This window comes from Tenacibaculum finnmarkense genomovar ulcerans (genome assembly GCF_900239495.1).
Taxonomy (GTDB): domain Bacteria; phylum Bacteroidota; class Bacteroidia; order Flavobacteriales; family Flavobacteriaceae; genus Polaribacter; species Polaribacter ulcerans.
The window spans coordinates 310,692-324,656 of record NZ_OENE01000015.1 but is presented as its reverse complement, the minus strand read 5'-3'; the positions used below and the strand labels follow the sequence as shown (position 1 = coordinate 324,656).

At 31.0% G+C, this 13,965-nt stretch carries 12 protein-coding genes; all 12 read left to right on the top strand.

Features of this window, described 5'->3' with window-relative positions:
* Window positions 1-79: 79 nt before the first annotated feature.
* Window positions 80-1,681 (top strand): phosphoenolpyruvate carboxykinase (ATP), encoded by a 1,602-nt coding sequence (gene pckA, locus DPIF8902391_RS06540; RefSeq protein WP_058885784.1) that lies wholly within the window; start codon window positions 80-82, stop codon window positions 1,679-1,681.
* 143 nt (window positions 1,682-1,824) lie between these two features.
* Window positions 1,825-3,447, top strand: coding sequence for an adenine deaminase (gene ade / locus DPIF8902391_RS06535; protein ID WP_172505362.1), 1,623 nt, complete (start codon window positions 1,825-1,827; stop codon window positions 3,445-3,447).
* A gap of 95 nt (window positions 3,448-3,542) precedes the next feature.
* On the top strand, window positions 3,543-4,097 hold the full coding sequence (ruvC, locus tag DPIF8902391_RS06530; protein ID WP_058885782.1) for a crossover junction endodeoxyribonuclease RuvC: 555 nt from the start codon (window positions 3,543-3,545) through the stop codon (window positions 4,095-4,097).
* A gap of 7 nt (window positions 4,098-4,104) precedes the next feature.
* A complete protein-coding gene (locus DPIF8902391_RS06525) occupies window positions 4,105-6,174 on the top strand; it encodes a KAP family P-loop NTPase fold protein (protein ID WP_172505361.1) in 2,070 nt (689 codons plus the stop codon).
* Window position 6,175: 1 nt separating this feature from the next.
* Window positions 6,176-7,303, top strand: a complete 1,128-nt coding sequence (gene hemW, locus DPIF8902391_RS06520) for a radical SAM family heme chaperone HemW (RefSeq protein WP_172505360.1) — start codon at window positions 6,176-6,178, stop codon at window positions 7,301-7,303.
* 5 nt (window positions 7,304-7,308) lie between these two features.
* Complete coding sequence (locus tag DPIF8902391_RS06515) at window positions 7,309-8,061, top strand: cyclase family protein (protein WP_058885779.1); 753 nt, start codon at window positions 7,309-7,311, stop codon at window positions 8,059-8,061.
* Between the two features lie 267 nt (window positions 8,062-8,328).
* Entirely contained in the window at window positions 8,329-9,534 is a 1,206-nt protein-coding gene (locus DPIF8902391_RS06510) for an MDR family MFS transporter (RefSeq protein ID WP_058885778.1), read from the top strand.
* A 306-nt stretch (window positions 9,535-9,840) separates the two neighbouring features.
* Entirely contained in the window at window positions 9,841-10,167 is a 327-nt protein-coding gene (locus tag DPIF8902391_RS06505; RefSeq protein ID WP_058885777.1) for a nucleotide pyrophosphohydrolase, read from the top strand.
* 10 nt (window positions 10,168-10,177) lie between these two features.
* Complete coding sequence (locus DPIF8902391_RS06500; RefSeq protein ID WP_058885776.1) at window positions 10,178-10,426, top strand: hypothetical protein; 249 nt, start codon at window positions 10,178-10,180, stop codon at window positions 10,424-10,426.
* A 31-nt stretch (window positions 10,427-10,457) separates the two neighbouring features.
* Window positions 10,458-11,699 (top strand): 3-phosphoshikimate 1-carboxyvinyltransferase, encoded by a 1,242-nt coding sequence (locus DPIF8902391_RS06495; RefSeq protein ID WP_058885775.1) that lies wholly within the window; start codon window positions 10,458-10,460, stop codon window positions 11,697-11,699.
* Window positions 11,700-11,765: 66 nt separating this feature from the next.
* Window positions 11,766-12,815 (top strand): tRNA preQ1(34) S-adenosylmethionine ribosyltransferase-isomerase QueA, encoded by a 1,050-nt coding sequence (gene queA / locus DPIF8902391_RS06490; RefSeq protein WP_058885774.1) that lies wholly within the window; start codon window positions 11,766-11,768, stop codon window positions 12,813-12,815.
* A 70-nt stretch (window positions 12,816-12,885) separates the two neighbouring features.
* Entirely contained in the window at window positions 12,886-13,926 is a 1,041-nt protein-coding gene (gene rlmN / locus DPIF8902391_RS06485) for a 23S rRNA (adenine(2503)-C(2))-methyltransferase RlmN (RefSeq protein ID WP_058885773.1), read from the top strand.
* Window positions 13,927-13,965: the final 39 nt, after the last annotated feature.

Here is a 13,965-nt window from a genome sequence, read left to right as displayed (position 1 = left end):
AAAAAAAATCAATAATTAACCTGTTAAGGTCAAAAATCCCTATTTTTGTGTGAACTTAACACAACTAAAATATTTTAAGATGACAAATCTTGATACAAAAACGATATCGATAGAAAACTTAGGTATTAAGAATGCTACGGTTCGCTATCAATTAACTTCAGACGAGTTACACGATATAACTATTGAAAAAGGACAAGGAGAAAATACAAGTTCAGGAGCATTAGCTGTGAAAACAGGTGAGTTTACTGGGCGTTCGCCAATGGATCGCTTTATCGTTAAAGACGATATTACAAAAGATGAAATCTGGTGGGGAGATATAAACTTACCTTTCGATTCAGAAAAATTTGACAAATTATATGATAAAGTAACTGATTACCTTTCAGAAAAAGAGGTTTTTGTACGTGATAGCTATGCATGTGCAGATGAAGATTACAAATTAAATATTAGAGTTGTAAACGAATATCCTTGGAGCAACATGTTTGCTTACAATATGTTTTTACGCCCAACAGTTGAAGAATTGAAAGGTTTTTCTCCAGAATGGACGGTTGTAAATGCACCAGGTTTTATGGCAGATCCTGCGGTTGACGGAACTCGTCAGCACAACTTTGCTATTTTAAACTTCGAGAAAAAAATTGCTTTAATTGGTGGAACTGGTTATACTGGTGAAATTAAAAAAGGAATTTTTTCTGCTTTAAACTTTATTTTACCTGTATTTAAAAATACCTTACCAATGCACTGTTCTGCAAACGTAGGTAAAGAAGGTGATACGGCTATTTTCTTCGGATTATCAGGAACAGGTAAAACAACATTATCTACCGATCCTAACCGTAGTTTAATTGGAGATGACGAGCATGGTTGGACAGCTGAAAACACTGTTTTTAACTTTGAAGGAGGTTGTTACGCAAAAGTAATTGACTTATCGAAAGATAAAGAACCAGAAATTTACGCAGCTATTAAAAGAGGCGCAATTCTTGAAAACATTGTTACAGATGCTAAAGGTGATGTAGATTTTAATGATACCTCTATTACACAAAATACTCGTGTAAGTTACCCGATACATCATATTGAAAATATTCAAACACCATCAGCAGGAAAAAATCCTAAGAATGTATTTTTCTTAACGGCAGATGCTTTTGGAGTATTGCCTCCAATATCTAAATTAACGCCAGGTCAGGCTGCATACCACTTTATTTCAGGGTATACTGCAAAAGTTGCAGGAACTGAAGCAGGAGTTACCGAGCCATTACCAAGTTTTTCGGCATGTTTTGGAGCACCATTTATGCCATTACACCCAACTCGTTACGCAGAAATGTTAAGCGAAAAAATGAAAGAAACAGGGGTAAATGTTTGGTTGATAAACACCGGTTGGACAGCAGGTCCTTACGGAGTTGGTCATAGAATGAAGCTTAAATACACTCGTGCGATGATTAACGCAGCTTTAAACGGTGAATTAGGTGAGGTAAATGAAGAAAACTACCATACACATTCTGTATTTGGATTGGCACAGCCAAGAAAATGTCCAGGAGTTCCTTCTGAATTATTAAGCCAACGTCAAGCGTGGAATAATGATGAAGAATATTATAAAACAGCTAATAAATTAGCGGCTTCTTTCCGTAAAAACTTTAAACAGTTTGAAGAAAATGCCAATGCTGAAATTTTAGCAGGAGGACCAACAGTTTAATCCTTTTTAGGTTAAAAAACACTAAAATATTTCTAAAATAATATTTAGGAATATTGAATAATATTGAAAAAAGCATCTGAAAGGATGCTTTTTTTTTGTGTAAAACTGCCTACTTTTGTAGCCTTAAAACAACGAGCATACACATGAAGGTACAAGGAAATATTGTTGATATAGAAAATAAACGAATCTATAAAGGAGAAGTTGCCATTGTAAATGGTAAAATTAAAAGTATTCGAGAGGTAAATAATACGGTAGAAAATTATATTATTCCTGGTTTTGTAGATGCTCATATTCATATTGAAAGCTCGATGTTAGTGCCTTCAGAATTTGCTAAAATTGCAGTGATACATGGAACGGTTGCAACAGTTTCAGATCCGCATGAAATCGCCAATGTATTGGGTGTAAAAGGTGTTGATTTTATGATTGAAAACGGAAAAAAAGTACCGTTTAAATTTAATTTCGGAGCGCCAAGTTGTGTACCTGCAACATCTTTTGAAAGTGCAGGAGCAATTATCGATTCGGAAGATATTAAATTGATGATGCAAAACCCCGACATCAAATATTTGGCTGAAATGATGAATTATCCAGGCGTTTTATTTGATGATGCTGAGGTTTTGAAAAAAATTCAGCATGCTAAAGATAATAATAAACCTGTTGATGGTCATGCGCCTGGTTTGCGAGGTGATGATATTTCAAAATATATTTCAGCAGGAATTTCAACCGACCACGAATGTTTTTCTTATGATGAAGCTTTAGAAAAACTTCAAAAAGGAATGAAAGTAATTATCCGTGAAGGAAGTGCTGCTAAAAATTTTGAGGCTTTAATTGATTTATTACCAAATCATTTTGAAAATATGATGTTTTGTTCTGATGATAAACACCCTGATGATTTATTAGTAGGACATATAAATGAATTATGTGAGCGTGCCGTTTCAAAAGGAATCGATGTTTTTAAAGTATTAAAAGCAGCTTGTGTAAATCCTGTCAAGCATTATAATTTAGATGTTGGTTTATTACAAAAAGGCGATGCTGCCGATTTTATTGTTGTTGAAAATTTAGAGCAATTTAAAGTTTTACAAACCTATATAAATGGTGAATTAGTTGCTGAAAACGGAAAATCGTTTGTTGAGTCAGTAGCTTTTGATGTGTTGAATAATTTTAATACTGATAAAAAAAATATTGCTGATTTTAAGTTTAAATCATCCGCAGAAAAAATTAGAGTTATTGAAGCTTTAGATGGCGAATTGGTAACCAATCAAATTGAAGCAAATTCGTTAATTAAAAATGGGAATTTAGTTTCGAATACTCAAAATGATGTGTTAAAAATGACGGTTGTAAATCGTTATAAAAATGCAACGCCATCAATTGCTTTTATTAAAAACTTCGGATTAAAAGAAGGCGCAATTGCAAGTTCGGTAGGGCACGATTCGCATAATATTATTGCTGTTGGAGTTTCTGATCAAGCTATTTGCAACGCAGTAAATTTATTAATCGAAAATAAAGGCGGAATTTGTGCGGTAACAGCATCCGAAGAAAAAATAGTTTCCTTACCTGTGGCAGGAATTATGTCAGATAAATCAGCCGTAGAAATTGGAAAATCGTATGCCGAATTAGATGCGATGGCAAAACAAATGGGAAGTAAACTAAGAGCGCCTTATATGAGTTTATCGTTTATGGCATTGTTGGTTATTCCGTCGTTAAAATTATCAGACAAAGGACTTTTTGATGGAAATACCTTTCAATTTACGTCGTTGGAAGTTGGGTAAATCTCCCGTATTGGTATCTGTAGAGACGCGATAAATCGCGTCTGTACCCTAGTAATAATTGATTAGTTTTGTATTTACAGAAATCGCTATAAAATTTGAAGACAGAAAAAATAATATTAGGAGTTGATCCCGGAACGAGTATCATGGGTTTTGGAATTATAAAAGTGGTAGGAAAAAAGATGGAATTTGTTCAAATGAATGAATTGATTTTAAAAAAATACGATAATCATTATATCAAATTAAAATTAATTTTTGAGCGAACCCTCGAATTAATAGACACGTATCATCCTGATGAAATTGCTTTGGAAGCACCTTTTTTTGGTAAAAATGTACAATCGATGTTAAAATTAGGACGTGCGCAAGGTGTGGCAATGGCGGCAGCATTATCACGAGATATTCCCGTAACAGAATATGCGCCTTTGAAAATAAAAATGGCAGTTACAGGAAGTGGAAAAGCAAGTAAAGAGCAGGTTGCTTTAATGTTAAAATCTTTATTAAATTTAAAAACGTTACCCAAAAATTTAGATGCAACCGATGGTTTAGCTGCCGCAGTTTGTCATCATTATAATTCAGGAAGAGTGGTAGGCGGTAAAAATTATACAGGCTGGGCATCGTTTGTGAGTCAGAATGAAAAACGTGTTAAAAAGTAATTAAATTATGATTAGTAATTCCCCGATTTCAAAAAATAATGGAATAGACCTTTTTAATTTTAAACATTATGCTAAAAAGGTTCAAAAGATAATTCAAAATAATTCCAATAATTCTGAACCTTTAACTATCGGGATTTATGGAAAATGGGGAGAAGGAAAAACATCATTTCTAAATTTAATTAACGATGAAATTGATATTTGGAAAGATAAAGAAAAAGGGCAGAAAGGTATTTTAAAATATCATTTTAATCCTTGGAGATATAGCACCGAAGAAGAAATGTTATTTGATTTTTTTGATGGACTTTCTAAAATTATGTTTGTAGAACAAGAAACTGAACTTCAAAAAATATCAAAAAAAATAACAGAATATTATAATTACATCGAAAAAATAAAATTAAAGGGAAAAGTTGGATTCTTTTTAAAAATACTTAATTTTTTTGCTGAAATTTCTAAGAAAGATAAAGTAACTTTAGATAAAATAATAAAATCTATTAATGATAAATTAAAAGGGTTAAGCTATAAAATAGTTGTATTTATTGATGATATTGACCGCCTTGATAAAGATGAAATATATACTATTTTAAAGCTGATAAAATTAAATGCGAATTTTGATAATTTTGTATATATCGTTGCTTTAGATGAAAATCATGTAGCCAAAGCAATAGGGCAACGTTATGGAGAAACAAGTGATGATGGAAAATTATTTTTAGAAAAAATTATTAATATTCCAATTCATTTACCAAAAATTGAATCAGCAGATTTTAAACAATTTTTTGATTTAAAACTTAAAGAAGTAATTGATAATTTGGGTTTTTCGAATAGAAAAGAAGAAATAAATGAAATAAGAAATGAATTTAAATTCCATTATTTCAAAAATGCTAGAGAAATAATACGAGTTCTTAATAGTTTTTTTGTAGGAGCTTTTGCTATTGGCGAAGAAGTTAATTTAAAAGATTTATTTTGGATTGAATATTTGAAGGTTACGGATAATGAGAGTTATTGTGTAATAAAAAATAAAAGTTTCCGTAATTGGGATTTAATGAAAAATTATACAATATTTGATTTTTTTAGAGACTCAAGTACATTAAGTACTAACGTAGAATTACCTAAAGGAAGCTCTTCTACAATTATTTTTATGCTTTTTCCTGAAAAAGATAATAATAACCGTTACTTAGATAAAAAAGAACAATACATAACAAAAATAAATAAAACTTTAAGAATAAACTCAATTAATCATTTTGATAAATATTTTTCTTATCATACAGTCAGAAAAATTTCTGAAATAAAAAAGAAGTTAATAATTCAAAATATAAAAGATGAAAATGAGATTTTGTTAAAACAAAATCTTTTAGAGGTTAAAGGAGATGTTAATTTGAAAATTTATCTTTTTTATGATCTTTTAGAAAGTTTGATAAAAGAAGAAAAGTCAAATCAAGAATTTTTCTATAACTTTTTTTTCTTAAATTTAGAAATGATACCTGAAAAGGATAAAGATGTTTTTGAAGAAACGTATCGTTTAAGATTGATTGGATTAATATCAGAAGCTATTGATAAAGCTAGTTTAGATATTAATTTACCTATAGATATATTAAATATAGATGAACTTTTTAAATTGATGTTAACTAAGAAATCAAACTTAAAAAATAGAATAGAAAAAGATATTCTTAAAAGAATAAAAAATGAGTTAAATATTCAGCAAGTATCATTAATAGATTATTCATATTTAAGTAATTATAATAAAATAACAGTAATGTTTATTTTTAAAGAGCATGATGAAGAAGTTTATAAAAAAGATATTTTTAATAATTTAAAAAACATTGAAGATATTAAAAATATGATAAGTATTTTTAAGTATAATAATAAGGGAATAGAGGTGTTTAATATCGTGAGTTATAAGCAGATTGAGTCTTTAATTATAAAAGAGGTTATCTATCAAAAAATAGAAGAATTTAATCCTGATTTAATAAAAAAAATAGGTTCAACTTATGTTTTATCAAGTAAAGATAAATCTTCTGATTTAGAAAACGTAGAACAATTTATTTATTGGTATAAAAAAGACAAAAATTTAATAAACTAATTTGGCAGGAATCTACATACATATACCTTTTTGTAAACAATCATGTTTTTATTGCGATTTTCATTTTTCGACTTCTTTAAAAAAGAAAGACGAGCTAATTTCGTGTTTAATAACAGAATTAGAAATCCGAAAAAATGAATTACAAAACGAACTAATTGAAACTATTTATTTTGGCGGAGGAACTCCTTCGTTATTATCATCCGAAGAAATAACAAGCTTACTAAATGCGATTTATAAGCATTATAAAGTTATCGAAAATCCTGAAATTACGCTAGAGGCAAATCCTGATGATTTATCCGAAGAAAAAATTTTAGAACTCGCAAATTCGCCAATTAACCGATTAAGTATTGGTGTGCAATCTTTTTTTGAAGAAGATTTAAAAAGTATGAATCGGGCGCATAATTCAAAAGAAGCAAAAGAATGTTTGTCGATAGCAACTCGTTATTTTGATAATATTACCGTTGATTTAATTTATGGCGTTCCTGATATGAGTAACGAGCGATGGAAAGAAAATTTGCAAATTTCTTTCGATTTTGGTGTTAATCATATTTCGAGTTACGCCTTAACTGTTGAGCCAAAAACAGTGTTAGATAGTTTTGTTAAAAACGGAAAATATCCTGAACCTGACGAAACAGAAGCCAAAGAACATTTTGATATTTTAGTCGCAGAAACCGCTAAAAACGGATTTGTACATTACGAAATATCAAATTTTGGAAAACCTGCTTACTTTTCAAAACATAATACCTCGTATTGGTTGGGGAAAAAATATATCGGAATTGGCCCGTCGGCACATTCGTTTAGTAAAACGCATCGCAGTTGGAATATCGCCAATAATGCAAAATATATAAAGGAATTACAAGAAGGAAAGCTTCCGAATGAGCAAGAAGAATTATCGGAAGAAGATCAGTTTAATGAATATTTAATGACGGGTTTACGAACTATTTGGGGCGTTTCATTGGCTGAAATTCAAGCAAATTTTAAAGCATGTTTTAAAGATGATTTATTAAAATCATCAGAAAAATTTATAGCAGAAGGATTATTAATTATTGAAAATAATACGCTTAAAACAACTCCAAAAGGAAAGTTTTTAGCCGATGGTTTGGCTTCGGAATTGTTTCGAATTAAATAAAAAATATGATTGCAGAAATACAACATAATTCAGCGAAATATCAAATAGATTTAGCAAATCCTTTAGATATTTCAATAGCAATTGATACATCAAAAGAAAGTGTAAATGCTTGGTATATTAACGACCCTATAATTACGCCTGTAGTGGCTGAAAATTGGGTTGGAAGTGTGGCAAAAGGGGCGGTGGTGAATTTTAATAATATCTCTTTTAACCCGCATTCACACATTACACATACCGAATGTGTAGGGCATATTACTAAAAAAGTACATTCTGTAAACAAACATTTAAACAACTTTTTCTTTTTGGCTGAGGTAATTACTATAAATCCAAAGAAATTAGAAAATGGTGATTTTGCTATTACAAAAAAGCAGTTAAAAACGGCTTTAAAAGCGAAAAATAACGAAGCGGTTGTTATTAGAACGCTGCCAAATGTAGCTGATAAAAAACACCGCCGATATTCTAATACAAATCCGCCGTATTTATTAGAAGAAGGTGCTACTTATTTAAAAGAAATAGGGATTAAGCATTTATTAATTGATTTGCCTTCGGTGGATAAAGAAAAGGACGACGGGAAATTAGTGTCGCATAATGCTTTTTGGAATACAGCAAGTGAAATTCGTTTTGATGCCACAATTACAGAGTTTATTTATGTAGAAGATTCCATAAAAGATGGCGCTTACTTTTTAAATTTAATGATTGCGCCTTTTGAAAACGATGCTACGCCAAGCAAGCCTATTTTGTATAAAATTAAACATTAATTTTTTTAACAATAATTAAACAAGTGTTATTAGAAAAAGTATTCTTTTTTTTATAGATTTACAGTCTTAATTAAGAATAGAATTCCTACAAATATGAAAATTTATACAACTTATAAAGCCTATGAATATGCTGATACTATTGGTGTGTTTAGGACTTTTTGTGTTGTGTGATTATTTAAGTATAAAATAGATCAATAATAAAAAGTCCGACCTTACCGTCGGATTTTTTGTTTTTATATCAAATTCAAAAAAACAAAATTAGCATTTATGAAAAAATTATATTTTAAGTATCTGAATACTTTTAAAGGACTCTCGAGAGAGGTTTGGTGGTTGGCTTTAATTACCTTAATTAATAGGGCGGGTACGATGGTAATTCCGTTTTTATCGTTGTATTTAATTAAAAGTTTAAATTTTACTTTGAAAGATGTCGGCTGGATTATGACCTGTTTTGGGCTAGGTTCTGTGCTTGGATCTTGGATTGGCGGAAAATTAACCGATAAAATAGGCTTTTATAAAGTGATCAAAGCAAGTTTGTTTTTAACAGGTTTGTTATTTATAGCCTTGCAATTTGTAACGTCTTTTGTGGGGTTTTGCATCGGTATTTTTTTAGTAATGTTGGTTGCTGATACTTTTAGACCCGCTATGTTTGTGGCGTTAAGTACCTATAGCAAACCCGAAAACAAAACCCGTTCGGTAACTTTAATTCGTTTGGCAATTAATTTAGGATTTTCCGCAGGGCCTGCTTTAGGCGGGTTAATTATTACTTCGTTAAGTTACAGCGGTTTGTTTTGGGTAGATGGAATTACCTGTATTTCTGCCACTTTTTTATTGATGAATGTTTTAAATCCGAAGAAAGCAAGAACTTTAGATGAACTAAAAGTCGCAAATCCAATATCTATTTTTAAAGATACTGCTTTTTGGCTGTTTTTTGTAGGGATGTTTATTTTTGCATTGGTATTTTTGCAGTTGTTTTCAACAATTCCGTTGTATTATAAACAGGCGCATCATTTGTCGGAATTACAAATTGGTTTGTTAATGGCAATGAATGGCTTTATTATTTTTGCTTTAGAAATGCCACTAATTAAATGGCTAGAAGAAAGTAAGTATTCGAAAGAATTTTTAATATTTATAGGCTTATTTTTAATGGGATTAAGTTTTTTTGTACTAAATTTAACAAGTTGGTCAGGTATTTTAATTCTAGGAATGTTTTTTATGACTTTTGGCGAAATGATTGCGCTTCCGTTTTCGAACGCTTTTGTAATTAATAGGGCTAAAAAAGGAAATCAAGGAGAATATATGGCATATTATAGCATCGCATTTTCGTTGGCACATATTTTTGGACACAATTCAGGAATGCGATTAATTGATGCCTATGGTTTTGATACCACTTGGAGTATTACAACGATTACCGCAGTTGTTGGATTGGTTATTTTTTTACTGTTGATGCGTATGGTGAAAAAAGAAAAAGCATAATGTTTAAATAGGGCTTTTTTTAGTTGAATATGTAAGTAAGAACAAAGTAGCAATGGTACACTAGTTAAAATGGCGCAAGTAATTCTAGCCCCGATTGTAGCAATTGTTTGAGCTCTTTTTTGTTTTTTCTTTTTAAAAAAATAAAAAAAGCGAGTGCGCAAAGCGGGAAATAGCTTCAACAAAAAAATAATTTTAAGGTGTTTAAAAGTTGTTTAAAGTTGATATGAATAGCAAAAACCTGCCTTTGCAAATTACTTAGCCGAAAAGAAATATTTATATTTGAAGTTTTAAAAGATTAATGTAAAAATGGATATACAAAACGCCCAAAAGGAAGTAGATAATTGGATTAAAAATCATGGAGTTCGTTATTTTAACGAGCTAACAAACATGGCGCAATTAACCGAAGAAGTAGGAGAGGTGGCTCGAATTATTGCCCGTCGTTATGGTGAACAAAGCGAAAAAGAAAGTGATAAAAATAAAGATTTAGGCGAAGAATTAGCCGATGTAATGTTTGTGGTATTGTGTTTGGCAAATCAAACAGGGATTAATTTACAGGATGCTTTTGATAAAAAATTAGACATCAAAACAAAGCGAGATCATGACCGTCATCACAATAACGAAAAATTAAAATAAGGTAATATAAATGAGTTTTAGTAAAAATATACAGCAAGGGAGTTTTTGGATTAACGTGCTAAAAGTTAGTGTGCCATATTTAATTTTTGTAACCATCTTTTCGTTATTGGTAAATAGTGGAAGTGCGTTATTTTCTGCTGATTTTGAAGCTGTTAATACGATTAATTTTTCAGAAGGAAAATGGCAGCGTTTTTGGTTAACCAAAGTGACTGTTAGTGTTTTATATGCTATTTATGTAGTGAATAAAAAAACAAAATAAATAGTATTTTTAAAAAAAAAGAATATAAAGAATGAACTTACAACTAGCGAGTCGTAGAGATCAAACAATTAGTTCGGAGGTTGTTATTTCTGGATCAAAAAGTGAATCGAATCGATTGTTAATTTTACAACAATTATTTCCAAGCATAACTATTCAAAATTTATCAGATTCTGATGATACGCATCATTTACAGGAAGCTTTATCGGAAGAAAATAAAAAAAATGAAATAGCAGATATTGGTCATGCAGGTACGGCAATGCGTTTTTTAACGGCTTTTTTTGCTACCCAAGAAGGTGTTACAAAAATTTTACAAGGGTCTGAACGTATGCACAATCGTCCTATTGAAATTTTAGTAAATGCGCTTCGTGATTTAGATGTTAGTATTGAATATTTAGAAAAACAAGGGTATCCACCCATAAAAATTACGGGTAAAAATATCGTAAAAAATACAGTTGCTATTGATGGAAATGTAAGCAGTCAGTATATTTCGGCATTAATGTTAATTGCACCTAGTTTAAAAAATGGGTTAACAATTCAATTAAATGGTATTGTTACTTCGGTTTCATATATTGAAATGACGCTATCTTTATTGCATAAAGCAGGCGTTTCTGCTACTTTTATAAAAGATAGTATAAAAATTGAAGCCTTAAAAGAGGTTGCTTCTAAAAATATTATTGTAGAGTCTGACTGGAGTTCTGCTTCTTATTTTTATTCATTAATTGCCCTGAGTAAAATAGGAGCTACGGTAACTTTAACGGCTTATCAAAAAGATAGTTTACAGGGAGATAGTTGCTTGGCGACTATTTACAAGAATTTTGGTGTTTCGACTGTTTTTAAAGATAATACGATTGTTTTAACCAAGCAAGAAAAGCATAGTACGGCTATTTTATCCGAAGATTTAAAAAATGCGCCCGATATTGCTCAAACCATTGCTGTTACTTGCTTTGGATTAGGAATTGCGTGTGATTTAACAGGGCTTCACACTTTAAAAATTAAAGAAACCGATCGGTTAGAAGCATTAAAAAAAGAGCTGACAAAACTTGGTGCAAATATTAGTATTACCAGCCAAAGTTTACATTTAAAGGTAGCAAATAGTATTAATAGAAATATTACAATTGCGACCTATAACGACCACCGAATGGCAATGTCTTTTGCGCCTTTAGCATTAAAAACGACCATTATTATTGCCGATGCCCAAGTGGTAAGTAAATCGTACCTTAATTTTTGGGAAGACATGCAACAAGTAGGTTTAGAAACGATTAAAGTAAAATAAAAGGCAAATCACTTGACAAGGCCTATCTCGAAATTGTATATTTGCCAACGTAAGAAAAAAATATAAATGAAATTATCAAATTTTAGTTTTGAATTACCAGAAGAATTATTAGCTGAATATCCTTCAGAGCATAGAGATGAAGCACGTTTAATGGTGTTACATAGAGATACTCAGAAGATTGAACATAAGCTATTTAAAGATTTAATCAATTATTTTGATGAAGGCGATGTATTGATGTTAAACAATACCAAAGTTTTTCCTGCTCGTATGTACGGGAATAAAGAAAAAACGGGTGCGCGTATTGAAGTATTTTTATTACGTGAGCTAAATGCTGAAAATCGTTTGTGGGATGTATTAGTAGACCCTGCAAGGAAAATCCGTATTGGAAACAAGTTGTTTTTCGGTGAGGATGAAAGCTTAGTAGCTGAGGTTATTGATAACACAACATCGCGCGGTAGAACATTACGTTTCTTATATGATGGTCCTTACCAAGAGTTTAGAGAAAAATTAGTAAAGTTAGGAGAAACACCATTGCCTAAGTATATTAAACGTGACGTTGAAAGTTCTGATGAAGACCGTTACCAAACAATTTACGCAAAGCATGAAGGTGCAGTAGCAGCTCCAGCGGCAGGTTTACACTTTTCGAAGCATTTAATGAAGCGTTTAGAAATTAAAGGTGTTGATTTTGCAGAAACTACTTTACATGTAGGTTTAGGTACTTTTAATCCAGTTGAGGTAGAAGACTTATCGAAACATAAAATGGATTCTGAAAAAATTAAGGTAACTAAAGAAACTGCGGAAATGGTAAACAATGCCATTGCTAAAAAGAAAAGAGTTTGTGCTGTTGGTACTACGGTAATGAGAACTGTAGAGTCGGCAATTACCTCTAAACGAAAGTTAAAAGAATTTGATGGTTGGACTAATAAATTTATTTTTCCTCCTTTTGATTTTAGCGTAGCAAACTGTATGGTTACTAATTTTCATTCACCAAAATCGACCTTAATGATGACAGTTTCAGCCTTTGCTGGTCATGATTTTATGATGGAAGCTTATGAAGAAGCAATTAAAGAAAAATATAAATTTCACTCGTACGGAGATGCGATGTTAATTTTATAATAACACATAAATTTTATTAATATAAAACCTCACAAGGATACTTGTGAGGTTTTATGTATTTTTGCACCCGATGGAAGTAAAGAAGAAAGATATACGCGCATTATCAAAAGAAGAACTTCGTGATTTTTTTGTAAGCAACGGAGATAAATCATTTAGAGGAAATCAAGTATATGAATGGTTGTGGAGTAAATCGGCACATTGTTTTGATGACATGACGAGTTTGTCAAAAAAAACGCGTCAAATGCTGGAAGAAAACTTTGTGATTAATCACATTAAAGTAGATACCATGCAACGTAGTAAAGACGGAACGGTAAAAAATGCGGTACGTTTACACGATGGTTTGGTAGTAGAATCGGTTTTAATACCTACAAAAACAAGAACGACTGCTTGCGTTTCAAGTCAGGTAGGTTGTAGTTTAGATTGTTTGTTTTGTGCAACAGCACGTTTAAAAAGAATGCGTAATTTAAATCCTGATGAAATTTTTGATCAGGTAGCGGCTATCAACAAAGAAAGTTTATTGTATTACAATAAAAAGCTTTCAAATGTTGTTTTTATGGGGATGGGAGAGCCTTTAATGAATTATAAAAACGTAATTAAATCGATAGAAAAAATTACATCTCCAGAGGGTTTAGGAATGTCTCCTAAGCGTATTACAGTTTCTACATCAGGAGTGCCAAAAATCATCAAAAAAATGGCTGATGATGAAGTGAAATTCAATTTAGCAGTTTCTTTACACTCAGCAATTGATGAAGTTCGTACCTCAATAATGCCTTTTAATGCTACCTTTCCTTTAAAAGATTTAAAAGAAGCTTTGGAGTATTGGTATGAAAAAACCCAACGTGTAATTACTTATGAATATGTAGTTTGGGGAGGTGTTAATGATAAAAAAGAAGATATTAAGGCATTAATTCAGTTTTGCAAACATGTACCTTGTAAGGTGAATTTAATTGAATATAATCCTATTGGCGATCCGAATTTTAAGCAAGCAAGCCCAGAGGCAATTAATAATTATATTTCAAATTTAGAAATGCACGATATTAACGTAAACGTTCGTCGTTCACGAGGAAAAGATATTGATGCCGCTTGTGGTCAATTAGCAAATAAAGAATAGTAAATACTACAGTTTTTAGTTGAAAATTTAATAAAAACG

What these genes read in the sequence shown, in the direction of transcription:
- pckA (WP_058885784.1), top strand. Translation starts at nt 80, where the DNA reads ATGACAAATCTTGATACAAAAACGATATCGATAGAAAACTTAGGTATT.
- ade (WP_172505362.1), top strand. Translation starts at nt 1,825, where the DNA reads ATGAAGGTACAAGGAAATATTGTTGATATAGAAAATAAACGAATCTAT.
- DPIF8902391_RS06525 (WP_172505361.1), top strand. Translation starts at nt 4,105, where the DNA reads ATGATTAGTAATTCCCCGATTTCAAAAAATAATGGAATAGACCTTTTT.
- DPIF8902391_RS06515 (WP_058885779.1), top strand. Translation starts at nt 7,309, where the DNA reads ATGATTGCAGAAATACAACATAATTCAGCGAAATATCAAATAGATTTA.
- DPIF8902391_RS06510 (WP_058885778.1), top strand. Translation starts at nt 8,329, where the DNA reads ATGAAAAAATTATATTTTAAGTATCTGAATACTTTTAAAGGACTCTCG.
- DPIF8902391_RS06505 (WP_058885777.1), top strand. Translation starts at nt 9,841, where the DNA reads ATGGATATACAAAACGCCCAAAAGGAAGTAGATAATTGGATTAAAAAT.
- DPIF8902391_RS06500 (WP_058885776.1), top strand. Translation starts at nt 10,178, where the DNA reads ATGAGTTTTAGTAAAAATATACAGCAAGGGAGTTTTTGGATTAACGTG.
- DPIF8902391_RS06495 (WP_058885775.1), top strand. Translation starts at nt 10,458, where the DNA reads ATGAACTTACAACTAGCGAGTCGTAGAGATCAAACAATTAGTTCGGAG.
- queA (WP_058885774.1), top strand. Translation starts at nt 11,766, where the DNA reads ATGAAATTATCAAATTTTAGTTTTGAATTACCAGAAGAATTATTAGCT.
- rlmN (WP_058885773.1), top strand. Translation starts at nt 12,886, where the DNA reads ATGGAAGTAAAGAAGAAAGATATACGCGCATTATCAAAAGAAGAACTT.